This is a genomic window from Pseudomonas glycinae (assembly GCF_001594225.2).
Classification (GTDB): Bacteria; Pseudomonadota; Gammaproteobacteria; order Pseudomonadales; family Pseudomonadaceae; genus Aquipseudomonas; species Aquipseudomonas glycinae.
In genome coordinates, this window is sequence record NZ_CP014205.2 from 2,986,754 (window position 1) to 3,009,312 (window position 22,559).

The 22,559-nt window shown below is 59.9% G+C and carries 17 protein-coding genes and 1 tRNA gene; 3 read left to right on the forward strand and 15 right to left on the reverse strand.

Annotated elements, in window-relative coordinates; all coding sequences use genetic code 11:
• Window positions 1-40 precede the first annotated feature (40 nt).
• The 11 genes from pqqA to rpsU all read right to left on the reverse strand — a co-directional run bounded on the left by pqqA (window position 41) and on the right by rpsU (window position 15,452).
• Window positions 41-115, reverse strand: a complete 75-nt coding sequence (gene pqqA / locus AWU82_RS13465) for a pyrroloquinoline quinone precursor peptide PqqA (RefSeq protein WP_003444522.1) — start codon at window positions 113-115, stop codon at window positions 41-43.
• Window positions 116-274: 159 nt separating this feature from the next.
• Window positions 275-2,701 (reverse strand): pyrroloquinoline quinone biosynthesis protein PqqF, encoded by a 2,427-nt coding sequence (gene pqqF, locus AWU82_RS13470; protein ID WP_064380319.1) that lies wholly within the window; start codon window positions 2,699-2,701, stop codon window positions 275-277.
• A 38-nt stretch (window positions 2,702-2,739) separates the two neighbouring features.
• Window positions 2,740-3,534 (reverse strand): carbon-nitrogen hydrolase family protein, encoded by a 795-nt coding sequence (locus tag AWU82_RS13475; RefSeq protein WP_064380321.1) that lies wholly within the window; start codon window positions 3,532-3,534, stop codon window positions 2,740-2,742.
• A 12-nt stretch (window positions 3,535-3,546) separates the two neighbouring features.
• Window positions 3,547-5,229 carry a flavin monoamine oxidase family protein gene (locus tag AWU82_RS13480; RefSeq protein WP_064380322.1) on the reverse strand — a complete coding sequence of 561 codons (1,683 nt, stop codon included), beginning with the start codon at window positions 5,227-5,229 and terminating at the stop codon, window positions 3,547-3,549.
• A 146-nt stretch (window positions 5,230-5,375) separates the two neighbouring features.
• Complete coding sequence (locus AWU82_RS13485; RefSeq protein WP_007959884.1) at window positions 5,376-5,837, reverse strand: Lrp/AsnC family transcriptional regulator; 462 nt, start codon at window positions 5,835-5,837, stop codon at window positions 5,376-5,378.
• A gap of 308 nt (window positions 5,838-6,145) precedes the next feature.
• Complete coding sequence (locus tag AWU82_RS13490; protein WP_064380324.1) at window positions 6,146-6,706, reverse strand: PBECR2 nuclease fold domain-containing protein; 561 nt, start codon at window positions 6,704-6,706, stop codon at window positions 6,146-6,148.
• Between the two features lie 203 nt (window positions 6,707-6,909).
• Window positions 6,910-6,986 (reverse strand) — tRNA-Ile (locus AWU82_RS13495).
• A gap of 15 nt (window positions 6,987-7,001) precedes the next feature.
• Window positions 7,002-10,748 (reverse strand): bifunctional diguanylate cyclase/phosphodiesterase, encoded by a 3,747-nt coding sequence (locus tag AWU82_RS13500; protein ID WP_064380325.1) that lies wholly within the window; start codon window positions 10,746-10,748, stop codon window positions 7,002-7,004.
• Between the two features lie 125 nt (window positions 10,749-10,873).
• Window positions 10,874-12,721 (reverse strand): RNA polymerase sigma factor RpoD, encoded by a 1,848-nt coding sequence (rpoD, locus tag AWU82_RS13505; RefSeq protein WP_039768067.1) that lies wholly within the window; start codon window positions 12,719-12,721, stop codon window positions 10,874-10,876.
• A 67-nt stretch (window positions 12,722-12,788) separates the two neighbouring features.
• Window positions 12,789-14,756 (reverse strand): DNA primase, encoded by a 1,968-nt coding sequence (dnaG, locus tag AWU82_RS13510; protein ID WP_064380327.1) that lies wholly within the window; start codon window positions 14,754-14,756, stop codon window positions 12,789-12,791.
• A gap of 480 nt (window positions 14,757-15,236) precedes the next feature.
• A complete protein-coding gene (gene rpsU, locus AWU82_RS13515) occupies window positions 15,237-15,452 on the reverse strand; it encodes a 30S ribosomal protein S21 (RefSeq protein WP_002551877.1) in 216 nt (71 codons plus the stop codon).
• A gap of 199 nt (window positions 15,453-15,651) precedes the next feature.
• Here rpsU and tsaD point away from each other — a divergent pair, with 199 nt between their 5' ends.
• Window positions 15,652-16,677: a tRNA (adenosine(37)-N6)-threonylcarbamoyltransferase complex transferase subunit TsaD gene (gene tsaD, locus AWU82_RS13520; protein WP_039768071.1), complete on the forward strand. Its 1,026-nt coding sequence runs from the start codon at window positions 15,652-15,654 to the stop codon at window positions 16,675-16,677.
• 23 nt (window positions 16,678-16,700) lie between these two features.
• On the opposite strand, the gene plsY is transcribed toward tsaD, so the two are convergent.
• A complete protein-coding gene (gene plsY, locus AWU82_RS13525) occupies window positions 16,701-17,270 on the reverse strand; it encodes a glycerol-3-phosphate 1-O-acyltransferase PlsY (protein WP_007959895.1) in 570 nt (189 codons plus the stop codon).
• 74 nt (window positions 17,271-17,344) lie between these two features.
• Between plsY and folB the strand changes: the two genes are divergently transcribed.
• Both folB and folK read left to right on the forward strand, forming a co-directional pair.
• Complete coding sequence (folB, locus tag AWU82_RS13530; protein WP_064380331.1) at window positions 17,345-17,701, forward strand: dihydroneopterin aldolase; 357 nt, start codon at window positions 17,345-17,347, stop codon at window positions 17,699-17,701.
• Window positions 17,692-18,210: a 2-amino-4-hydroxy-6-hydroxymethyldihydropteridine diphosphokinase gene (folK, locus tag AWU82_RS13535; RefSeq protein WP_064380332.1), complete on the forward strand. Its 519-nt coding sequence runs from the start codon at window positions 17,692-17,694 to the stop codon at window positions 18,208-18,210. The genes folB and folK overlap by 10 nt, the downstream gene beginning before the upstream one ends.
• Window positions 18,211-18,249: 39 nt before the next feature.
• On the opposite strand, the gene AWU82_RS13540 is transcribed toward folK, so the two are convergent.
• The 3 genes from AWU82_RS13540 to AWU82_RS13550 form a co-directional block, all read right to left on the reverse strand.
• The gene (locus AWU82_RS13540) at window positions 18,250-19,479 is read right to left on the reverse strand and encodes a multifunctional CCA addition/repair protein (protein ID WP_064380334.1); all 1,230 of its coding nucleotides are present in this window, start codon (window positions 19,477-19,479) and stop codon (window positions 18,250-18,252) included.
• A 63-nt stretch (window positions 19,480-19,542) separates the two neighbouring features.
• Window positions 19,543-21,114: a SpoVR family protein gene (locus tag AWU82_RS13545; protein ID WP_064380336.1), complete on the reverse strand. Its 1,572-nt coding sequence runs from the start codon at window positions 21,112-21,114 to the stop codon at window positions 19,543-19,545.
• A complete protein-coding gene (locus AWU82_RS13550) occupies window positions 21,111-22,382 on the reverse strand; it encodes a YeaH/YhbH family protein (RefSeq protein ID WP_011336212.1) in 1,272 nt (423 codons plus the stop codon). The genes AWU82_RS13545 and AWU82_RS13550 overlap by 4 nt, the downstream gene beginning before the upstream one ends.
• Window positions 22,383-22,559 lie beyond the last annotated feature (177 nt).

Consider the following 22,559-nt stretch of genomic DNA (forward strand, 5'->3'; position numbering starts at 1 on the left):
GCCGAGGCGTTGCACTGCAGTGTTCTGCTTGAGGCAGGACTCAGCGGCTGGCGAAGTACATGGTGACTTCGAAGCCGATGCGCAGGTCGGTGTAAGCAGGTTTAGTCCAAGCCATCGGGTGACTCCTTTTTCAGGTGGGTGAGATAGCGCTATCCATAGGTATAGTCCACGGCAGCGCGGGGATGTTCCAAATAGTTAGGTGGCTATGTTACTCAAAATTTCAGGGGCTTTGCCCGTGAATCTTTGAGAAAGCTCCTTGCAGCCCCGGTAATGATCATTTAGCCGCGTGCCAGGGCGCGCCCGGCGAAGGGCTGTTGGCCAGACCGTGCCAGCCGCCCTCGGCGCGGATCAGACGTTGTGCGGCGGCCAGCAACGCCGGGCGATCCAGTTGAGCGATTGCGCTGCGTAATTGCAGCAGATAATCCGACGAGTGGCCGGCGAGGCGGGCCTGCCACAGGAGTTCGGCCGCATCTTTGCCGGACAGGACGTTGTCATCGAACTGATCGGCAAGCGTCTGGCGTTGCTGAGTGAGGCTGGCGGCATCCAGCTGTTCGACAAGGGCTGGCAGGCCATCGAGAAACTGCTGAATGTGGTCGAGCAATTGCGCGGCGGTGGCCGTGGGCGATTGCACACCGAACAGCAATCCGCTCTGGCCATGAATCTGGCGCAACCCGCTGAACACCGCATAACCCAGTTGCCGTTCGACTCGCAGGCGTTGGTAGAACGGCGTCTGGCACAGGTGGGCGAGCATGCGCCACGCGGCTTCATCGGCGATTTCGTGGCTGGCGGTCGGGCAGAACAGCAACAAGGCGTGTTCGCTGGAGTCGCTGTCGATCTGATTCCACTGGAGCCCGGCGTTGATGACAGAAGGTGCGGGAATTTGATTGTCCGGGATGCCGGGAATGCGGCTCAGGGCCAGACCCATGGCTGACTGGGTTTGTGGGCTGAGCCCCAAGGCCAGGCCGTCCCAGCGGGAAGTTGTCCACAGGTGCGCGGCGTCATCGGATTCGCCTACCGCTGTCAGGCACTTTTCGGGCAATGCCTTGAGCAGTTGGCGGATCGGTATCAGCGCAGGTTGCGGCTCGCCTTTCGCGGAGTCGGCGCCCACTTGAGTCAGGGATTTCAGCGCGTGCTCCAGCACAACGGGCAGCGTGTCCTGCAGGCCGGTGAGATTCAGCAGCCACTGATTACCCGTGGCGTTGAAGGACAATTCGACCCCGGCCTGACGCGCGTCGTCGGAAACCTCCCGCAGACTGCGTTGCAGTTTCGCTTGCAGCTCGGCCGTGGCCGCTGCTTCCGTCTGCCAGCGAACATACACCGCACCTTCGTCACCGTTATCCGGCAGCGCCTGGCTGAATTGCATTGGCGAGCGTTCGCGACGGCTGCGCGAGCGATCCTGAGCGAACGTGCGCAGACCTCGGTGGGCGCTGGTCTGGCCGCGGATCAGGCCGGCGTTGGCCAGCGGTTCGGCTGCGCGCAGGAACGGATTGGCAGCGGGTAGATGCCAGTGGCTGCTGAAGTTATCCACAGTGCCGATTTTGCCGAGAATCACTTTCAGCGCCGCAACGGCCGAATCGCAGAGGCCATTTTCAAGTCGTTCGCTGTCGATTCGCGCCAGCTGCAACGCGCCGCTGACCTGCTGCTGCCGTTCAAGCAGCATTGCATACTCCTGACGCAACGCCGGCCAGTCCTGCTGCGCTGCGAAGAAGCTCAACCAGTCGAGAAACTGTGCGCGGAGAGCGTCGAGTGACCCGGATGCCCCAGTGAACTGAATATGTAGCAAAGCCTGCCCAGCAAATTGATAGGGTACACAGGCCTGTAAGCCTTCCGCGAATCCCTGCTGTTGCAAGTGAGCGAGCAGCCCACCGGGCTTGGCACTGTTCAACCAGTGACAAAGAAACGCCAGCGCCTCGGCCGACGACTTCGGCAAACCCTCCAACGCAAACAGCAGATTGCCGTTCCGTTCGCCGACCTGTTGATAACTTGCCTGTGGAGTGTCCATCAAGCGAACGGGGGCTGCCTGTGAAGTTTTATCCCCAGCCGTCAGCGCGGCGGCAAACTGCTCCGCCAGCGCTCGCAGTTCTTCCACACTCTGCGGCCCGACCAGACTCAGGATCATCTGCCCGGTGCGGTAAAACTGCTGATGGAAATCTCTCAACGCCTGCTGAAAATCCGCTTGTTCAACCGGCAGGCTGTCGCGGTTTCCAGCGTGAAAGCCGCGCAAAGGATGCGCTGCCGACAATCCCTCGAACAGCGCCTCTTTCTGCTGAGCCGCAGCATCCTGCGACCACGCGACAAACTCCGCCTGTAACACTTCTCGCTCCCGCACCTGATCGTCCGGATTCATACGCGGATGGGCGAGCATGTCCGATAGGCGCTCCAGCCCAGCGCGGAAGGACGCAGGCGGTAACTCAAAGAAGAAATCGGTGGTGCGCTCGCGGGTGCTGGCATTCACTTGACCGCCGTGACTTTGCACGTAAGCCATCAGCCCTTGGCTTGCAGGAAAATGCTCAGTGCCGAGGAACAGCAAATGCTCAAGGAAGTGCGCCAGCCCCGGCCACGCCAACGGCACGTCATGACTGCCGGCAGCCACCCGCAACGCGGCGGCGCTGCGCTTCACTCCGGGCACGTGACGCAGGGTCACGCGCAAGCCGTTGGCCAGGGTTTCGGTGTGGGGGCGGGGGTGAGTCGGCGCAGGCATGGGCACTTCCAGAACAGTGAAGTGCCAATGCTAGCGGATTAGCGCTTGTTGAGCGCGTCGTAAAGTTCGGGGCGGCGGTCGTTGAAGTAGCGGTTGGCGCTGCGCGAGTCGGCCATCAACTGGCGATCCAGCTCACCGACGATCAGTGCTTCGTCTAGTCCGGCCTGGGCGATGCGGCTGCCATCCGGCGCGGCGATGCTGCTTTGCCCGCAGTAATGGATATCGCCTTCGTGGCCGCAATAGTTGGCGTATGCCACGTAGCACTGGTTTTCAAAGGCGCGAGAGCGCACGGAAACGTCGGCGATGAAATCGAAAGGAATCATGTTGGCTGTCGGCACCAGAATCAGCTCGGCGCCTTCAAGGGCCAGGCGCCGGGCGTTTTCCGGGAACTCCAGGTCGTAGCAGATCAGGAAACCCAGCTTCCAGCCGTTGAGCTCGACGATGGGGAACTCACCATCGCCGGGACTGAACATCGAACGATCCAGATCGCCGAAAAGATGCGTCTTGCGGTAATTGCACAGGCGCTCGCCGCTCGAGTCGATCAACTGCACAGCGTTGTAGATCTGTCCTTCGGCGGTGCGCTCCGGGTAACCATAAAGGATCGCCAGGCCGGCAGCCTTGGCGATCCGTCCGACTTGCTGGGCCCACTCACCGTTGTAGACCTCGGCCAATGTCGCGACCGCCTCCTTGCCGATGTTGTAGCCGGTCAGGAACATCTCCGGCACCACCAGCAGGTCGGCGCCTTTGGCTTCCATCGCCAGTTGGTGCAGGCGCTGAAGGTTGGCGGCGGGTTCCAGTGGCAGCGGTGGACATTGGTAAAGGGCTACACGCATTGAAGATTCCTCTTACTCGGGCAGGGCGATCGGGCCGATGTCGTTGAACACATCACCCGGGCCAGGGTTCTCTTTATGTGTGGACCCGCCGAAGTGCTTCATGATTCCCCAGACTGCGTTAAGCGACGTCTGCACCGCGCCTTCCACCCAGGCCGGCGTCCACGATACGTCGTCGCCGGCGATGAAAATGCCGCGCTGCTCCGGCGGCATGTCGTCCTGCATGAAGTGCGCGTACATGCGCTGGTTGTAGCGATAGTGGCCGGGCAGGGCGCCCTTGAACGCACCGAGGAAGTGCGGGTCGGCTTCCCACGACACGGTGATCGGATCGCCGATGATCCGCGCGGCGATGTCGACCTTCGGGTAGATCTTCTTCAACGCATCCAGCGCCAGTTTCACGCGTTTTTCCACCGGGTGCGGGAGCATCTTCAGTGCATCGCTCATCCACGAGTACGAAAGGCAGATCACACCGGGTTTGTCGTCGCCGTTGTCGAACAGATAGGTGCCGCGGGTCAGGCGATCGGTGAGGGTCATGCTCATCAGGTCGCGGCCGGTTTCCGGGTCCTTGTCCTTCCAGAACGGGCGGTCGACCATCACGAAGGTCTTCGATGATTGCATGTAGCGCGTGCGGTCCAGGGCCATCCACATCTTTTGCGAAAACAGGGTTTCGTCGCATTCGATCTGGGTGGTCAGCAGCCAGCTCTGGCAGGTGGTCAGTACGGCGGCGTATTCGCGGGTGTCGCCATTGTTGTCGGTGACCGCGAAACGTCCGTCAGGCGCGTGGGCGATTTTCTTTACCCCGGAGCGCGGGGCACCGTGATGCAGCGATTTCAGGCTGGTGCCTGCCGGCCAGTGTACGCAGCGCTCCGGCGCATGACGCCAGATGCCTTGCGGTACTTGTTCGACGCCGCCGACCACCAGGTGCTGGTGATCGTCGCAGTTGGTCATCACCACGCGGAAGATTTCCAGCATCGAGTTGGGGAAGTCCGAGTCCCAGCCGCCGGTACCGAAACCAACCTGGCCGAACACTTCGCGGTGATGGAACGACAGTTTGGCGAAGGCTTTCGACGTGGCGACGAAGTCGTAGAAGGTGCGGTCGTCCCACAGAGGAACCAGCGTGTTCCACAGCTCTTTCAGGCGCGGCACGTCACGGTCGCGGATCGCCTGCTGGATATCGGCGAACTGTGAGCCGGCCTCCAGAGCGTCAGCCCAGGCGTCAGCCACTTCCTGGAACAGTGCAGGAAGATCCTTCAGGCTCTGTGCGTAATGGGTTTTTCCTTCCAGGTCGATCACGGTGCTGCCGGAGGCCGGGGTCAGCGGGTTGGGGAAGGGCTTGGTCTCGAGGCCGAGTTTGTCGACGTAGTGATAGAACGCGGTGGAGGACACCGGGAAACGCATGCCGCCGAGCTCGGCGACGATGCCGTCGGTGCCGTTGAATGCTTGCGAACGCAGACGACCGCCAAGCTTCGAGGCCTCATAAACGACCGGCTTCAAGCCGAGTTTCATCAGCTCATACGCCGCCACCAGACCCGCAATGCCGGCCCCGACGATGGCCACTTCGGCTCCGTGGTTGTGCTCGGGAATGCTGCCGAGACCGGCCGGGTGTTCGATCCAGTCGTCGAAGGCGAAAGGAAAGTCCGGGCCGAAAATGGTGATCGGTTTCTTACCGTCTGCAGGATGACGATTGTTCTTGTTCATGGCTGACCTTGCTGGCGACCCGACGCTGGAGGCGCGTCTGAGTATAGGAAAAGATGCCAGCCATTCTAGGGAGCGTAGAACACGTTAATAAGACGCAATGTGTCGTCGTTTTGAGTGTATGTGCTGCAATCTGACGATTTTATTGGTCAGACTGGATGGCCGCGATCAATCTTGCTGCTGAGAATGATCGAGGTCGTGGTTTTCTCCACACCGTCTACGCTGCCGATCTGATCCAGAAGTTGATCAAGCTGCTCCGGCGAATCGGTCCGCAGCCACGCCACATAATCGAATTCGCCACTCACCGCGCACAATTGCTGCACCTGAGCCATTGCGCTCAAACGGCGCAACACCTCTTTGCCGGAGCGTGGCTGCACCTTGATCCCGACGTAAGCCTGCAATCCGCCGTCCACCACGCGCTGGCCCAGACGCACGCCGTAGCCGGTGATGACTTTGGCCTTTTCCAGCCGCGCCAGTCGTGAAGTCACGGTCGTGCGGGCGATCCCCAATTGTCTGGCCAGCATCGCCACGCTTTCACGGGCGTTGATTTGCAGAGCAGCGATCAGCTGGCGGTCGATTTCATCGAGCACGGGTGGGCGGATGTCGGGCAAGGGCAGGCTCCAGCGGTACGGATCAATGTGGCTGCATGTTACAGGCTCGTACGGCGAGGCGCTTGTGAGCGCTGATTGAGCGGCGGGGGATCAGGCAGCCACCGGATCGGGGATTTAACTGAAACAAAAGAACAGACAAATGATTTGACTTGCCTGCTGCCTTTATCAAAAATGGCCTCAAGAGCGCGAAATCTGCTGCCTTGCAGGGCCTCAGCAGACGTAGGTACCTCAGCGATGCTGCAACATCGGTGTAAGGTGAGACCTCTTCATCCCATTTCCTGAGGATGCCAATATCAGGATTCAAATATTCAAGGGGAGCCAACAGGCTCCTCTTTTTGTTTGTCCTGAAGAATGTATCTCTTGTAGAGAAGTTCGCCCTGACGGTGCTTGTTCATCGCTCTTGCCGGAGCATGCATGAAGTTCCACAGGACGTGTCCGTGCCTGACATCTACCACGACGAGCATGTCATTTTTTGCCTCATAGGCGTTGATGAAAGCCATGCGGTATCCGCCGTTGTCGTACAGCACTCTCCATATTTCAAACGGCCCCGTCAGCGTGTCAATCGCATGCCGAACGTAGCGCTCTCGTGAGTCAGCACGTTTTTCGACGATGTGGGCGAGTTTGTCCCTCATGACCGCAACGTTTCTGATCGGTGTGAGGATAGTGACTGCGAGTAATGCCTCATCGATGAATCCGAAATGAGTCAGGAGAATTCTGAGGGCTCCTTGCGCATCGTCTGCCCTTTTCACTTCATCAATTGCGGCCGAGCGAAGCTCCCTGGCCAGTGTTCGCAGGTCGGGCAAAGCTAAGTCGATCCATGTTTGTTGGCCACCTGATTCTTTTATAAGTGGCGCAGCATTCACGAGCATGAAAGTAATCCCTGGCGAACAGCGGCGCCCGGAGATTACTCGTTCGGAGAAAAGGCCAACAAGGCCGAAAACTGAGTGAAAACACAGCTTGGGAAATAACCTACAGACCTCGCGGTAGTCTTCCGAGTATGGCGCTTGTAACGACCGTAATCGCCAAACGACAGGCGAAAAAAAGCCGCACATAAGCGCGGCTTTTTCATGTTTGGTGGGCCCACACGGACTTGAACCGTGGACCAAAGGATTATGAGTCCTCTGCTCTAACCAACTGAGCTATAGGCCCTCAGTAGGCCGCGGATTATAGCGACGGTTTCTCGGCTGTGCTATCCGAAAAATCCGATACGGATATGCGAAGAAACGTCGCGGCGAATTCCTCGGGCGGCAGCGGCAGGCTGACGATGTAGCCCTGGATCTGTTCACAGCCTTCGGCGGCGAGGAATTGTTGCTGGGCCTGGGTTTCCACGCCTTCGGCGATCACGGTGAATTGCATGCTGCGGCCCAGGGCAATGATGGCGCGCACGATTGCCGCGTCGTGCGGGTCGTCGGGCAGTCCGCGGACGAAAGACTGGTCGATCTTGAGGATGTCCAGTGGCAGGCGTTTGAGATAACTCAGCGAGGAATAACCGGTGCCGAAGTCGTCGATGGCCAGTTGCACGCCCAGGTGTTTGAGCTGGTGCAGCACCGCCAGGGCTTCTTCAGCCTGGCTCATGATGAAGTTTTCGGTAATTTCCAGTTGCAGTAATTCCGGTTGCAGGCGGTTGTCCTTGAGCAGTTGCTCGATGCGTCCCAGCAGGTTCGGCTGGCGCAGTTGTGCGCCGGCGAGGTTCACCGACAGCGGGCCGAGGGATTCATAGATCTGGCCCCACTCGAACATCTGCCGGCAGGCGGTTTCCAGCACCCAGTCGCCGATTTGCAGAATCATGCCGTTCTCTTCCGCCAGCGGGATGAAGTGCTCCGGTGGCACATCGCCGAAGTTCGGGTGGCGCCAGCGGATCAGAGCTTCGGCGCCAACCAGGCTGTGATCGTCGAGGCTGATTTTCGGTTGGTAATAGAGATACAACTCTTCGCGTTCGATGGCCCGGCGAAGTTCGTGCTCCAGTGCTACCCGTTCGCTGGCCTGGGCGGTGAGGTCGCGGGTGTAGCTTTCGACCCGGTTGCGACCCTTGGCCTTGGAGCGGTACATCGCCGCGTCCGCATTTTTGATCAGGGTCGCGACATCGCAGCCGTCGCGTGGGTAAAGGCTGGTGCCGATGCTGGCGCTGATGAAAAACTCATGCTCGCCGGCCTGGAATGGCGCGCCAAAGCAGTTCAGCAATTTGGTGGCGATGTTGTCGGCATCGCCGGGTTGTTGCAGGCCGGGCAGCAGAATAATGAACTCGTCGCCCCCCAGCCGCGCCACGGTGTCGATATCACGCAGTTGTTCCTTGAGGCGCACGGCGATGCCCTTGAGCAGCAAATCACCGACCGGGTGACCGAGGCTGTCATTGATGTGCTTGAAGCGGTCGAGATCGAGGAACAGCACCGCGCCCTGGCCGCCGTTTTCCTGCTGGCTGTTGAGTGCCATCAACAGACGGCTTTCGAACAGCGTGCGGTTCGGCAGGCCGGTGAGCGGGTCGTGATGCGCCTGGTAGTCGAGTTTGGCCTGGGCGTGCTTGAGGCTGGAGATATCGGCAAATACTGCGACGAAGTGGGTGATGAACTTGTCGCGGTTGCGCACGGCGCTGATGGTCAGCCAGCTCGGGTACAGTTCGCCGTTCTTGCGCCGGTTGGAGATTTCGCCCTGCCAATGGCCTTCGTCGGTCAATTGATGCCACATCGCCGCATAAAACGCGCTGTCGTGCAGACCGGATGCAAGGAGGCGCGGAGTATGACCGAGCGCTTCACTTTCGCTGTAACCGGTGATTTCGGTGAACGCCCGGTTTACGGCACTGATGTGTTGCTGGGTGTCGGTGATCAACACGCCTTCGGCGGTACTTTCGAACACGGTTGCGGCCTGTTGCAGTTTTTCCTGCATCAGGTGGCGTTCGGTGATGTCCCGGGCGATGGTCAGCATGCAGTCTTCTTCACCGATCGGTAGCGGACGGCTGGACACCTCGCAGAGGCGGATCTGCCCGTCGCTGCGGCGGATATGGCAGCTGAAGTCGCGAACGAACCCGTCGCGGTGCAGCAGGTCGAGCATTTGCTTGCGTTCGTTGAGGTTGACCCAGATGCCCAGGTCCAGCGCCGAGCGATCCACCGACATGGCGCTGTTGAAACCGGTGATACGACTGAAACCTTCGTTGACCTCCAGCAGCAGACCATCGCTCTGGCGCGACAGCAGCAGACCGTCAGGCGAGGCGTGGAAGGCCTTGGCGAACTTCTCTTCGGAGGTTTGCAGTTGCTGCTGGGTTTCCTTGAGCTGGGTAATGTCGCGCACCACCACGACCAGCGCCGGCGTGGTGTCGAGCTCGAAGGGTTCAGCGGAAATCAGCCCGGTGAACACCTGACCATTGTTGCGGCGAAAGGGCATCTCCAGGTTGCGAATGCTGCCGGCTTGCAGGCGCTGAAGGAGGCCCGGGCCGACTCCGGGAATGCCCCAGATGTTGAGTTCGGTGGCGGTCTGGCCAATCACCTCTTCGGCCTTGAGCCCGATCTGTTCCTCAAAAGCCTCGTTAACCTCCAGCAGGCAGCCGTCCGAGAGCCGGGCGATGACCAGGATGTCCGGGCATTGCTGGAATACCGACGCGAACTTCTGTTCCGACAGGCGCAGCGCCTCTTCAGTGCGTTTGGTTTCACTGATGTCGATCATCAGACCGCGCATCACCGGCTCGTGGCCGTGTTCGATCAGGCTGACGATGTCGCGCACCCACAGGCAGCGGCCGTCAGCGGTGATCACCCGGTAATCGAGGCTGTGGTCGCGTCCAGCCAAGACTTCGTGATCGCAGAAACTCTGGGCGCGGGTCAGATCGGCCGGGTGAATGATGTTGCGCCAGAAGCCCGGAATCAGCCAATGAGACAGCGGATAGCCGAGCAGGTCTTCGGCGTGGGGCGACACATAGCTGTAGGTGAAATCGCTGATCCGCGCTTCCCAGGCGATGGCCGAAAGACTCTCCACCAGTCCGCGATAATGGTATTCGCTGCTGCGCAGCTCCTGTTCGAGGTCGATGCGTCGGGCAATTTCCGAGCTCAGACGACGGTTGATGCGGATCACCACCGCCAGCACGATGACCAGAAGCGAGAGGCCCGGTAACCCGTAAATCAGCAGATCCGACCAGAATGTCCGGTGATCGAGGACGTTGCCGACCCAATGCTCCTGAATGCTGCTGATTTCTTCCGGGGACATGTCGGCCAGCACCTTGTCCAGAATCCCCACCAGCATTTTGTTGTCCCGAGGAACGCCCATCGCCAGTTGGTAGCGATAAGGGGTTTCGCCACTGACATACAAACCATCCAGTTTGAGCTGGCGCAGGCTCCAGACACTGGAGGCCAGGTCGCCAACCACTGCGTCCACTTCATCGGTGGCCAGGGCCTGTAACGCGGAGCTGACATTGGGCATTGCCACCAGGTTCAGGTCGGGGTGATGGGTGCGCAGCAGCTCATGGGGGGCGTAGTTTTCCACTACGGCGATTTTCAGACCGTAAAGCTCCTCGAGCTTGCGCGGTTGCGGGCCGCCGACGTGGGCGAGGATGACGATCGGAAAGTCGAGGTAAGGGCGGGTAAATGAGAGGTAGCTTTGGCGTTCCGGGGTAGACATGATCCCCGGCAGCAGGTCGATCGTGCCGTTTTTCGCCTGTTCGAGCACGACCGTCCAGCTCACCGGCTCGATGGGCGTGAGTTTGATCGCCAGGCGTTGGCGAATCACATCGATATAGTCCGCAGCCAGGCCCTGATAGCGGCTCTGATCGTCGCGGAACTCGAAGGGTGGCCACGACGCATCGACACCCAGGCGCAGGTCCGGGTGAGCCGCCAGCCAGCTACGTTCTTCATCGTTCAGAGTCAGCGCGTCAGCCGTTGCGGTCCAGATCATCAGTGGCAGCAAAAAAAGCACGGACGCCAGTCTGGGCATAACGGTCTCGTTATGGCTCGGGGGAATGTTTCGAGTGTAGACGGGCTGTGCGCGGGGGAGGGCGGAGCTGGGTATTTAATCTGCCGTAAAAACAAAACCCCCGGCCTGGGCCGGGGGTTCTGGTATCACTCGTCGAGGAAGGAGCGCAGATGCTCGCTTCGCGTCGGGTGGCGCAGCTTGCGCAGCGCCTTGGCTTCGATCTGACGGATCCGCTCACGGGTCACGTCAAACTGTTTGCCGACTTCTTCGAGCGTATGGTCGGTGTTCATGTCGATACCGAAACGCATGCGCAGTACCTTGGCTTCACGGGCAGTAAGGCCGGACAGCACTTCGCGGGTCGCTTCTTTCAGGCTCTCGACAGTGGCGACATCGATTGGCGACTGCATGGTCGAGTCTTCGATGAAGTCACCCAGATGAGAGTCTTCGTCATCACCGATCGGGGTTTCCATGGAGATCGGCTCTTTGGCGATCTTCAATACCTTGCGGATCTTGTCCTCAGGCATTTCCATGCGTTCACCCAGCTCTTCCGGGGTCGGTTCGCGACCCATTTCCTGCAGCATCTGCCGGGAAATACGGTTGAGCTTGTTGATCGTCTCGATCATGTGCACCGGAATACGGATGGTGCGGGCCTGGTCGGCGATCGAGCGAGTGATCGCCTGACGGATCCACCAGGTGGCATAAGTCGAGAACTTGTAACCACGACGGTATTCGAACTTGTCCACCGCTTTCATCAGACCGATGTTGCCTTCCTGGATCAGGTCGAGGAATTGCAGGCCACGGTTGGTGTACTTCTTGGCGATGGAGATCACCAGGCGCAAGTTTGCTTCAACCATCTCTTTCTTCGCACGGCGGGCTTTCGCCTCACCGATCGACATGCGACGGTTAATGTCCTTGATCTCGGCGATGGTCAGGCCGGTCTCGGTTTCCAGCGCAGTCAGCTTCTGCTGGCAACGGATGATGTCCGGTTGCACGCGGGCGATGGCTTCGGCGTACTTGCTCTTGCCTTTGGCAAGGGCGTCGGACCAGCTTTCGTCGACTTCGTTGCCCGGGAACTGGCGCAGGAAGTCGGCACGAGGCATACGAGCATCTCGTACGCACAGTTGCATGATCGCACGCTCTTGCTGACGCAGACGATCCAGGGCGCTGCGAACACGCTCGACCAAGGCTTCGAATTGCTTCGGCACCAGTTTGATCGGCATGAACAGCTCGGCCAGCGCCAACAGTTCGGCAATCGCCGCCTTGTTGTGACGACCGTGCTTTTTCAGGGCCTTGCGGGTGATTTCCATCTGATCGGCGACAGCACCGAAGCGCTGTGCGGCAATGACCGGATCCGGACCGCTTTCGGCTTCTTCTTCGTCATCGGAAGCTTCGGCATCGTCATCGTCGTCGGATTCTTCGGCTTTCGCCGCTTTCGCGTCGATCGGCGGCGGCACTTCGGCGGCAGGCGGCGCAATGCCGTCATCCGGGTCGATGTAACCGCTCAGAACGTCGGACAGGCGACCACCTTCTGTGGTGACGCGAGTGTACTCGGAGAGAATATGGTCAACCGTGCCGGGGAAGTGCGCGATGGCGCTCATCACTTCACGGATGCCTTCTTCGATACGTTTGGCGATTTCGATTTCGCCTTCACGAGTCAGAAGCTCGACCGTACCCATTTCACGCATGTACATGCGCACCGGGTCAGTGGTGCGACCGATATCGGTCTCCACCGCCGCCAACGCAGCGGCTGCTTCTTCCGCAGCGGCCTCGTCGGTATCGGCGTCGGCCAGCATAAGGGCGTCCGCATCCGGAGCACTCTCGTGTACGGGGATCCCCATGTCGTTAATCATGCGGATGATGTCTTCCACCTGCTCCGGATCTGAAATATCCTCGGGCAGGTGGTCGTTGACCTCGGCGTAAGTCAGATACTTCTGCTCACGACCCAGTTTGATCAACTCAATAATACGAGACTGCTGTTGCGCTTTTCCGGACATAACACCCTATCCACTGAAGGTCTTGGCGGGCAAAAAACAAGCCGAGGATTATACCTGAGCTATGACCTCACGCGCCAGTTGAGGTCGGGTTTGATGCGGAAACATTGCGACTTAAAAGGTCGCGCAGTTGATTTTTCTCTTCGGCGCTCAGTTCGCTTTGACGCGCTTTCCTGAGCAGTTGTTCCAGATTTCGCTCGCGTTGGCGGGCTGACAAGCTAGTAATGGTGTCGAAAAACTGTTGTTCAAGGTTGTCTCCGTCAATCAGCCATTCCTTTTCCGCCAGCGCCTTGAGCAGGCGACCCTGTTCGGTTCCGTGCCATCGCGCGATCAACTGAAATGAGTTTAGCTTGGGATTCTTCTGTACGGCTTCGAGCAGTGCCACCAGCAGTTGTGCGTTGGTCTGGTTCTCGTCCGCGAAGTGCCCGGCGTCCTCGACTTTTTCCGCCAGTTGCGGGTGATGCAGCAAGGTTCTCAGGGCGGCCAGGGTCGGTGGTTCGACGGCGGCCGGCACGCGTGGGGCACGTGGTTGGTCGCGATCACCCCCGCGCTTGCCATTCTTGTCCCACGGTTTTTTGTCCCATTTCTTGCCGCCGGCACCGGGTTTCTTCGGCGTCCACTCCTGCTGCGGCACATACATTTCCTGTGCCTGCGGCTGATGGTAGTCGCTGTAGTCCGGCATGGCGTCGTAATCAATGCCCGGGTCGTAGGCCGGCGGCGCTTCCTGCGGTGCGCTCTGGGCCAGCTGGCTGACGCTCTCGCTGCTCAGGCCGGTGATCTCGGTCAGGCGCTGACGCATCAGGATGCGCAGGTTGGCGCCGGGTACCTTGTCGATCAGCGGTGCTGCGAGCGTGGCCATGTGGGCCTTGCCCTCCAGCGAGCGCGGGTCGGCTTCTTCGGTCAGTTGCTGGAAGAAGTAGTCCGCCAGCGGCTGCGCGTGCTGATTGATCCGGGCGCGGAAGGCGTCAGTGCCCTCGGCGCGAATCAATGTGTCCGGGTCTTCGCCTTCGGGCAGAAACAGAAAGCGTGCACGGCGTCCGTCCTGCAGGCTGGGCAGTGTTGCTTCCAGTGCGCGCCAGGCAGCATTGCGGCCGGCCTGATCGCCGTCGAAGCAGAACAGCACGCTCGGCACGACGCGAAACAGGCGCTTGAGGTGTTCTTCGCTGGTGGCGGTGCCCAGTGTCGCGACGGCATTGCGCAGGCCTTGCTGGGCCAGGGCAATGACGTCCATATAGCCCTCGACGACGATGATTTCGTCGAGGTTGCGATTGTTCTTGCGTGCCTCATACAGGCCGTAGAGTTCCTGGCCTTTATGGAACACCGGAGTTTCCGGCGAGTTCAGGTACTTTGGCTTGTCATCGCCGAGTACTCGGCCGCCGAAGGCGATGATCCGTCCGCGGGTGTCGCGGATCGGGAACATCACGCGATCGCGGAAGCGGTCATAGCGTTTTCCGGTTTCAGCGTTTTCGATCAGCAGGCCGGCCTCGATCATGGCTTTCTGCTGCAAGGTGTCGCTGCTCAGGTGTTTGAGCAGGTTGTCCCAGCCCGGTGGTGCGAATCCGAGACCGAAGTCGCGGGCGATCTCGCCGGTCAGGCCGCGACCCTTGAGGTAATCCACCGCTGCCTTGCGTGCCGGATGGCTTTTGAGCGCCTGTCGATAAAAGTCGGCGGCGGCGGTGAGCAGCGGGTACAGCGGTGAGTCGGTCGGCTGGCGCGGTTTGTTCGAGCGGCCGCCTTCTTCACGCGGCACTTCCATGCCGGCGGCTTTGGCCAGGTCTTCGACAGCCTGGGGGAAGTCCAGGTTGTCGTGATCCATGAGAAAGCCAAGGGCGTTGCCACCGGCGCCGCAGCCGAAGCAGTAGTAGAACTGCTTGTCGGGGCTGACGCTGAACGACGGGGTTTTCTCTTTATGAAAGGGGCAGCAGGCGGTGTAGTTTTTGCCGGCCTTCTTCAGTTGCACGCGCGAGCTGACCACGTCGACGATGTCGGTGCGGTTCAGAAGGTCGTCAATGAAGCTCTGGGGAATCAGCCCGGCCATGGCGTTCTCGTCTGTGCTGTAAGGGATCCGTTGCGAAAGGCAGCCGGACGCGGGTCATTGAGTGATGCGCGCACATTGGGCGGCTCGACCGGTGTCGTTTGCGTAATCGCTGTCGGGAAGTGTATCTGCCGAAAATCCACTGACGTTAGTGTTCATCAGTCTTCGACTATTCGAAAATGTTGCGCTGAATCCGCTGGCGGCCGGCGATCGGCCTCGGATAGCTCATGAAGCGGGCACGCAAGCAGGTGCCTTGGGCTGATCGTCGTAAGAGGAATCAGTGGGTGTGCTCGTCAGTAGCCTTGAAAGGCTCGTCAGAAAAGACGTGCACCGCTGGCAAAAGAGCCAGGCCTGACGCGGTGAAGCGGGTTTGTCTCGGTCGCATCTGCGGCTTCGACGGTGAAGCATCAAGCGTTTTACGCAAATGCCATTAGCCCGGCTGAGGGCCGGGCTTGGCAGAAGCTTGCTACGATCGTCTATGTATTAGTACAGACGAACGGCGCGGCGCTGTTCGCGCTGAACTTTCTTGGCGTGACGCTTAACAGCAGCAGCTGCCTTGCGCTTACGCTCAGAAGTTGGCTTCTCGTAAAATTCGCGGCTACGAACTTCAGCCAGTACACCGGCTTTTTCGCAGGAGCGCTTGAAACGACGCAGAGCTACGTCGAAGGGTTCGTTCTCTTTAACTTTGACGGCTGGCATCCAGAGCTACCTTCATTCATTACCGGGGTCAACATCCTCGCGGCAAAAGAGCACTTGAAGACGTCGGTTTTTAAGGGTTGCGGATGTTAACCCCTCATCGCTCGGAATGCAAAGCCTCTGATCGAAAACCGCTGGTCGGGGCATCACGCGGCGACTATTATGCGCGCCTTCGAATTCAGCCTAAACAAGGCGCAAACCCATGCTAGTACTGGGATTAGAAACTTCCTGCGACGAAACCGGCGTCGCTTTGTACGACAGCGAGCGCGGACTGCTGGCCGACGCGCTGTTCAGTCAGATCGACCTGCACCGCGTCTATGGCGGCGTTGTGCCGGAGCTCGCATCGCGCGACCACGTAAAGCGCATGCTGCCCCTGATTCGTCAGGTGCTGGCCGAGGCCGACTGCGTGCCGACCGAAATCGACGCCATCGCCTACACCGCAGGTCCCGGCCTGGTCGGGGCGCTGCTGGTGGGTGCTTCGTGTGCCCAGGCGCTGGCGTTTGCCTGGGGCATTCCGGCGCTCGGCGTGCACCACATGGAAGGCCATTTGCTGGCGCCGATGCTGGAGCCAAAACCGCCGGAATTTCCGTTCGTCGCTTTGTTGGTGTCCGGTGGTCATACGCAGCTGGTTCAGGTCGATGGCATCGGCCAATACAGCCTGCTCGGCGAGACGCTGGATGATGCCGCGGGCGAAGCCTTCGACAAGACTGCAAAAATGATGGGCCTGAATTATCCGGGCGGTCCGGAAATCGCCAAGCTGGCAGAGAAGGGCGTCGCAGGACGTTTCACCTTCCCGCGTCCGATGTGTGATCGCCCGGGCCTGGATTTCAGCTTCAGCGGCTTGAAGACCTTCGCTCTCAACACCTGGCAGCAGTGCGTCAGCGCCGGGGACGACAGCGAGCAAGCCCGTTGCGACATCGCGCTGGCGTTCCAGCAGGCCGTGGTGGAGACTTTGACCATCAAGTGCAAGCGTGCCCTCAAACAGGCGGGCATGAAGCGGCTGGTAATCGCCGGCGGCGTCAGTGCCAACAAGGCGCTGCGGGTTTCGCTGGAGAAAATGCTCGGCGACATGAAGGGCGATGTGTTTTATGCCCGTCCCGAGTTTTGCACCGATAACGGCGCAATGATCGCGTTTGCCGGCTGCCAGCGGTTGCAGGCCGGCCAGCAGGAGAGCCTGGCGATCAGTGTGCAGGCGCGCTGGCCGATGGAGCAATTGTCGGCGCTGTGATGAGCGGCGCTCACGGGCGGTATTTAAAAATGCCGTTCGCGCCCGGCGAACAGGTCGCGTAGATTGCCCCGGTGGCGCCAGACGATCAGCAGTGTCAGCGTGCTCATCGGCAACAGGGCCGCCGGTTCCTGCCATGCCAGCAACGGCAGGGTCAGCGGAGTGGCGATCAACGCCGCCAGCGAACTGGTGCGGGTCAGGTAAAACGTCAGCAGCCAGGCGCACACGGCCAGCAGCGCGGCGGGTGGATACAGGCCCAGCAGCATGCCGGCCGCCGTGGCGACGCCCTTGCCACCGCGAAAGCGAAAGTACAAAGGGAACAGGTGACCGATCACGGCGCAGACGCCGATCCACGCCTGATCCTGTAGCGAGAGGCCCATTGCCGAAGCGATCAGCACCGGCAGCAGGCCTTTGCACAGATCACCCAGCAGGGTCAGGATCGCGAGTTTGCGTCCGGCCAGGCGCAGCATGTTGGTGGCGCCGGCATTACCCGAGCCACTCATTCGCGGATCCGGATTTCCGGTCAGGCGGCTGAGCAAAATGGCGAAGGACAGAGAGCCGAGCAGGTAGGCGAGGATCGCCAGTAACCAAAACATGCTAACTATTCCGGGCGAGGACGCCCTGATTCTAACGGCGCATTGCGCCCTTGTCGTGCAGCGGAGAAAAGTGCTTGGACAGAGTGTTTATCGAGGGCCTGGAAGTCGACACCGTGATCGGTGCCTACGACTGGGAGCGCGGCATCCGACAGTGCCTGCGTCTTGATTTGAGCTTCGCCTGGGACAATCGCCCGGCCGCTGCCGGTGACGACCTGACCCTGGCGCTCGATTACGCCAGTGTGTCCACACGGATCCAGGCCTTTGCGGAGCAATCCCGGTATCAACTGGTCGAGACCTTCGCCGAGCGTCTGGTTGAGGTGCTGATGAGCGAATTCAAGATCACCTGGGTGCGCCTGAAGCTGACCAAGCCAGGTGCCGTACCGGCCGCCAAGGGTGGTGTGGGTGTGGAGATCGAGCGCGGATGCCGCTGACCCAGGTCTATCTCGGGCTCGGCAGCAATATCGAGCGCGAAACCCATTTGCAGGCCGGTCTGGATGCCTTGTCCACGTTTCTCGTGGATATCCGCTGTTCGCCTGTATTCGAAAGTCAGCCGGTGGGGATCAAGAGCGGGCCGTTCTTCAACTTCGTGGTGTCGGCTCTTACGGATCTGCCGTTGATCGAGCTGGATCGCCGCCTGAAGTTCATTGAAGCGGACAATGGCCGCTATGCGCCGGATCGCAAGGGCTTGCCGCTGGATATCGACGTGTTGCTGTATGGCGATCTGACCGGCAACTTCGACGGACTGATCCTGCCCCGCGCGGAGATCCTGAAGAATGCCTTTGTATTGTGGCCGCTGTCGCTGATTGCGCCGGATCGGGTGCATCCCGGTGCAGGAAAAAGCTTTGCCACATTGTGGGCCGAAGCACAGATCGATCAGGTGCTGGCACCGGTCGGATTTGAGTGGCGCGGTACTCAGCTCACGCCTTCAGATCTGTCTTGAACAGTTTGATCCGCCCTTGCGAGGGCGGATCGGGTGTTTTCAAGGCACCGCCGATTCCTTGTAAGCCTTCAACGCCTTGAGCCGTTCGCGCTTGAGCGCCTCGCCCAGTTCCGGGCCTTTGAATCCTTTCTCCAGCAACGGCTGCACGGCCACACTGCGGGCCACATTGGCCGCGCCGCGCAGGTAATCCGCCTGTGGATAACTGCGCTGCTCAAGCCCTTTGCGGCCTCGGGCGTCCATCTCGCACGCGACGATGAATTCTTCGAAACGCTGCGGCCGACGGTAAACGTCAAAGCTTTGCAGCAACTCAAGCAAGGTCGAAGCCTTCAGTTCTAGAGCACGATGTCCGTGGGTGTGATACTGGCCAACCAGCAAGGCCAGCTCCTGACAGTCCTTCGGTGCCTTGAAGCGCTCGTTGACCGCTTTGATCAACTTCAGGCCTTTGTGCTCATGGGCGATGTGCCGTGGCCATTCCTCTTCTGGAGTAAGGCCTTTGCCGAGGTCGTGCAGCAGGCAGGCCCAACGCACGGTCAGCGGTTGTTTGTGCAGGGCTGACTGCTCAAGCACGCTCAGGGTGTGAAGGCCGCTGTCGATTTCCGGGTGATGGGCTTCCGGTTGCGGTACGCCGAACAAGGCATCGACCTCTGGCATCAGCACCTTCAAGGCGCCGCAATCGCGCAGTACCTGAATGAACACCTGGGGCTGATCTTCCATAAGCGCGCGGGAAATCTCTTTCCAGCTGCGTTCGGCCGTAAGGGCTTGCAATTCGCCCGATGCGCTGAGCTGACGCATCAGCTCCAGGGTCTCGGGCGCTACCTTGAAACCCAGCTCCGCGTAACGGGCGGCAAAGCGCGCAACACGCAGAACCCGGAGCGGATCCTCGGCAAACGCGGGGGAAACGTGACGCAGAATCCGCTCTTCGAGATCGCGCTGGCCGTGGTAGGGATCGGTCAGGTTTTGCTGATCATCCTCGGCCATGGCGTTGATCGTAAGGTCGCGGCGGATCAGGTCTTCTTCAAGCGTGACCTCGGGGCTGGCGTGAAAGGTGAAACCACCATAACCACGACCGCTCTTGCGCTCGGTGCGGGCGAGGGCGTACTCCTCGCCACTTTTCGGGTGAAGAAACACCGGGAAATCCGCACCGACCGGGCGAAATCCCTTGGCGAGCATTTCTTCTGTAGTCGCGCCGACCACCACCCAATCGATATCGGTGACCGCTTTGCCCAGCAGGCGATCACGTACCGCACCGCCGACCTTGTAAATCTGCATAAAAAACCTCCGTTGGCCCGACAGGATAACCCTTGCGCCGGACTTTCGGAGGCCTGAACGGGATCAAAGATGAATGACGGCCAGGTCGAGTCGACCGTAATCCCCCTCGCTGTGTTCGCTGCGGGGCGGAACATGATGGGTCTTCATGATCTGGTCGCCCTGCAGGGTTTCCAGATGAATGTCGAAGCCCCACAGCCGGTGCAGGTGTTTAAGAACCTCCTCGGTGGAATCGCCCAGCGGTTTGCGGTCATGTTGCTGGTGGCGCAGGGTCAGCGAGCGGTCGCCGCGGCGGTCGATGCTGTAGATCTGCACGTTCGGTTCGCGGTTGCCCAGGTTGTACTGCGCGGCCAGGGTCTCGCGGATGATCCGGTAACCGCCCTCGTCATGGATTGCGGGCACCAGCAGATCGTCCTTCTGATCGTCATCGAGGATGCTGAACAGCTTCAGGTCACGGATCACCTTGGGTGACAGGTACTGCAGGATGAAGCTCTCATCCTTGAAGCTGCTCATGGCGAACTTGATGGTCGACAGCCAGTCGCTGCCGGCGATTTCCGGGAACCAGCGGCGGTCTTCTTCCGTGGGCTCTTCGCACATGCGGCGGATGTCGCGATACATCGCAAAACCCAGCGCATACGGGTTGATACCGTTGTAGTAAGGGCTGTCGAACCCCGGCTGGAACACCACGCTGGTGTGGGACGTCAGGAACTCCATCATGAAGCCGTCCGTCACCAGGCCTTCGTCGTACAGGTCGTTCATCAGCGTGTAGTGCCAGAACGTCGCCCAGCCTTCGTTCATCACCTGAGTCTGGCGCTGCGGATAGAAATACTGGGCGATCTTGCGCACGATCCGCACGATCTCGCGCTGCCAGGGTTCCAGCAGCGGGGCGTGTTTCTCGATGAAATACAGGATGTTTTCCTGCGGCTCGGCCGGGAAGCGCGCGTTGTCCTTGTCGCTGTACTTGTCCGCGCCTTTGGGAATCGTGCGCCACAGGTCGTTGATCTGCTTCTGCAGGTGTTCTTCGCGATCCTTCTGCCGACGCCGCTCCTCTTCGGCGGAAATCGGGTACGGACGTTTGTAGCGGTCGACACCGTAGTTCATCAGGGCGTGGCAGGAATCGAGCAGATCCTCCACGGCATCGATCCCGTGGCGCTCCTCGCACTGCATGATGTACTGCTTGGCGAATACCAGGTAATCGATGATCGAACTGGCGTCGGTCCAGGTGCGGAACAGATAGTTGCCCTTGAAGAAGCTGTTGTGGCCGTAGCATGCATGCGCGACCACCAGTGCCTGCATGCAGATGGTGTTTTCCTCCATCAGGTAGGCGATGCACGGATCCGAGTTGATCACGATCTCGTACGCCAGCCCCATCTGCCCGCGACTGTAGGATTTCTCGGTGCTGAGGAAGTGCTTGCCGTAGGACCAGTGGTGATAGCCCAGCGGCATGCCGACCGACGCGTAGGCGTCCATCATCTGCTCGGCGGTAATCACTTCGATCTGGTTGGGGTAGGTATCCAAAGCATAACGGGCCGCGATACGGGCGATTTCACGGTCGTACGTCTGGATCAGCTCGAAAGTCCATTCCGAGCCGATGGAAATGGGTTGGCGCTTCTGCTCTTTGGCGGTCTTGGCGGTCATGTCACTAACCTGCGCTGGAAGAGTTCACGGAAGACCGGATAGATATCCCCGGCCGAGACCAGTTGTTGCTGGGCAAAAGTGTCGGAAAAAGCTTCGGCGATGCGTTCGTACTCGTACCACAAGGCCTGATGTTCGCGCGGGGTGATCTCCACGTAAGTGTAGTACTGCACGAACGGCATGATCTGGTTGATCAGGATGTCGCGGCAGATCGGTGAGTCGTCGTTCCAGTTGTCGCCGTCGGAAGCCTGGGCGGCGTAGATGTTCCACTCGTTGCTCGGGTAGCGCTCGGCCATGATCTCCTGCATCAGCTTGAGTGCACTGGAAACGATGGTGCCGCCGGTCTCGCGGGAATAGAAAAACTCCTCTTCGTCCACTTCCCGGGCGCTGGTGTGGTGGCGGATGAACACCACATCGATCTTGTCGTAGTTCCGTTTGAGGAACAGGTACAGCAGGATGAAGAAACGCTTGGCGATGTCCTTGGTTGCCTGGGTCATGGAGCCGGAAACGTCCATCAGGCAGAACATCACGGCTTTGGAGCTTGGATTGGGTTGCTTGACCAGCAGGTTGTATTTCAAATCGAACGTATCGAGAAACGGCACGCGATGGATACGCGCACTGAGTCGCTCGATTTCTGCTTCAAGATCCTGAATATCGCCGAAGTTGTCCGGTTCTTCGCGTTTGAGTCGCGCCAGCTCCTCTTTGACCTCGCGCAATTTGGCGCGGCTGCTGCCCGATAACGCAATGCGTCGCGCATGAGCCGAACGCAGGGTGCGGATGATGTTGATCCGCGACGGATTGCCCTCGTTGCTGATCCCGGCGCGCACGGTCTTGAAGGTATCGGTGCCGGTCAGGTTGCGCTTGACCAGGTTGGGCAGTTCGAGGTCCTCGAACATGAATTCGAGGAATTCTTCCTGGGTGATCTGGAAAACGAATTCGTCCATGCCTTCGCCGGAGTTGCCGGCCTTGCCCGGCCCACGGCCTCCGCCACCTCCCGGCGGACGCGCGATGTGTTCGCCAGCGGTGAATTCCTTGTTGCCGGGATGAACCACGGTCTGCTTGCCGCCGCGACCATGGTGAAGCACCGGTTCGTCGATATCGCGACCGGGAATGCTGATCTGCTCGCCGTGCTCCATATCGGTGATGGAACGCCGGCTGACCGCCTCTTCGACAGCCTTCTTGATGTGGTCACGGTAACGCCGCAGGAAGCGCTGACGGTTCACCGTGCTTTTGTTCTTGCCATTGAGACGTCGGTCGATCACATAGCTCATGACTGCTCCTTAGAAGCTGTCCTGCAAAGGGGCGAGCGGTCATGCAGCATTGAACCGAATGCCAAGGGACGTACACGCTCCCCCAAGCGCTTTGGGTGCTGCCTGAACCTCGCTACCGCCTTTCGAACACCTTCCAGAGGCCTGTGTAGCAGAAAATGCGTGCACAGGCCTCGGGCT

Bases quoted from the DNA above. Each gene is read 5' to 3' on its own strand.
- folK (WP_064380332.1), top strand. From the start codon at position 17,692: ATGCCGCTGACCCAGGTCTATCTCGGGCTCGGCAGCAATATCGAGCGC.
- pqqF (WP_064380319.1), bottom strand. From the start codon at position 2,701: ATGCCTGCGCCGACTCACCCCCGCCCCCACACCGAAACCCTGGCCAAC.
- rpoD (WP_039768067.1), bottom strand. From the start codon at position 12,721: ATGTCCGGAAAAGCGCAACAGCAGTCTCGTATTATTGAGTTGATCAAA.
- AWU82_RS13540 (WP_064380334.1), bottom strand. From the start codon at position 19,479: ATGCAGATTTACAAGGTCGGCGGTGCGGTACGTGATCGCCTGCTGGGC.
- AWU82_RS13475 (WP_064380321.1), bottom strand. From the start codon at position 3,534: ATGCGTGTAGCCCTTTACCAATGTCCACCGCTGCCACTGGAACCCGCC.
- AWU82_RS13500 (WP_064380325.1), bottom strand. From the start codon at position 10,748: ATGCCCAGACTGGCGTCCGTGCTTTTTTTGCTGCCACTGATGATCTGG.
- AWU82_RS13550 (WP_011336212.1), bottom strand. From the start codon at position 22,382: ATGAGCTATGTGATCGACCGACGTCTCAATGGCAAGAACAAAAGCACG.
- AWU82_RS13480 (WP_064380322.1), bottom strand. From the start codon at position 5,229: ATGAACAAGAACAATCGTCATCCTGCAGACGGTAAGAAACCGATCACC.
- AWU82_RS13490 (WP_064380324.1), bottom strand. From the start codon at position 6,706: ATGCTCGTGAATGCTGCGCCACTTATAAAAGAATCAGGTGGCCAACAA.
- tsaD (WP_039768071.1), top strand. From the start codon at position 15,652: ATGCTAGTACTGGGATTAGAAACTTCCTGCGACGAAACCGGCGTCGCT.
- dnaG (WP_064380327.1), bottom strand. From the start codon at position 14,756: ATGGCCGGGCTGATTCCCCAGAGCTTCATTGACGACCTTCTGAACCGC.
- plsY (WP_007959895.1), bottom strand. From the start codon at position 17,270: ATGTTTTGGTTACTGGCGATCCTCGCCTACCTGCTCGGCTCTCTGTCC.
- AWU82_RS13545 (WP_064380336.1), bottom strand. From the start codon at position 21,114: ATGACCGCCAAGACCGCCAAAGAGCAGAAGCGCCAACCCATTTCCATC.
- rpsU (WP_002551877.1), bottom strand. From the start codon at position 15,452: ATGCCAGCCGTCAAAGTTAAAGAGAACGAACCCTTCGACGTAGCTCTG.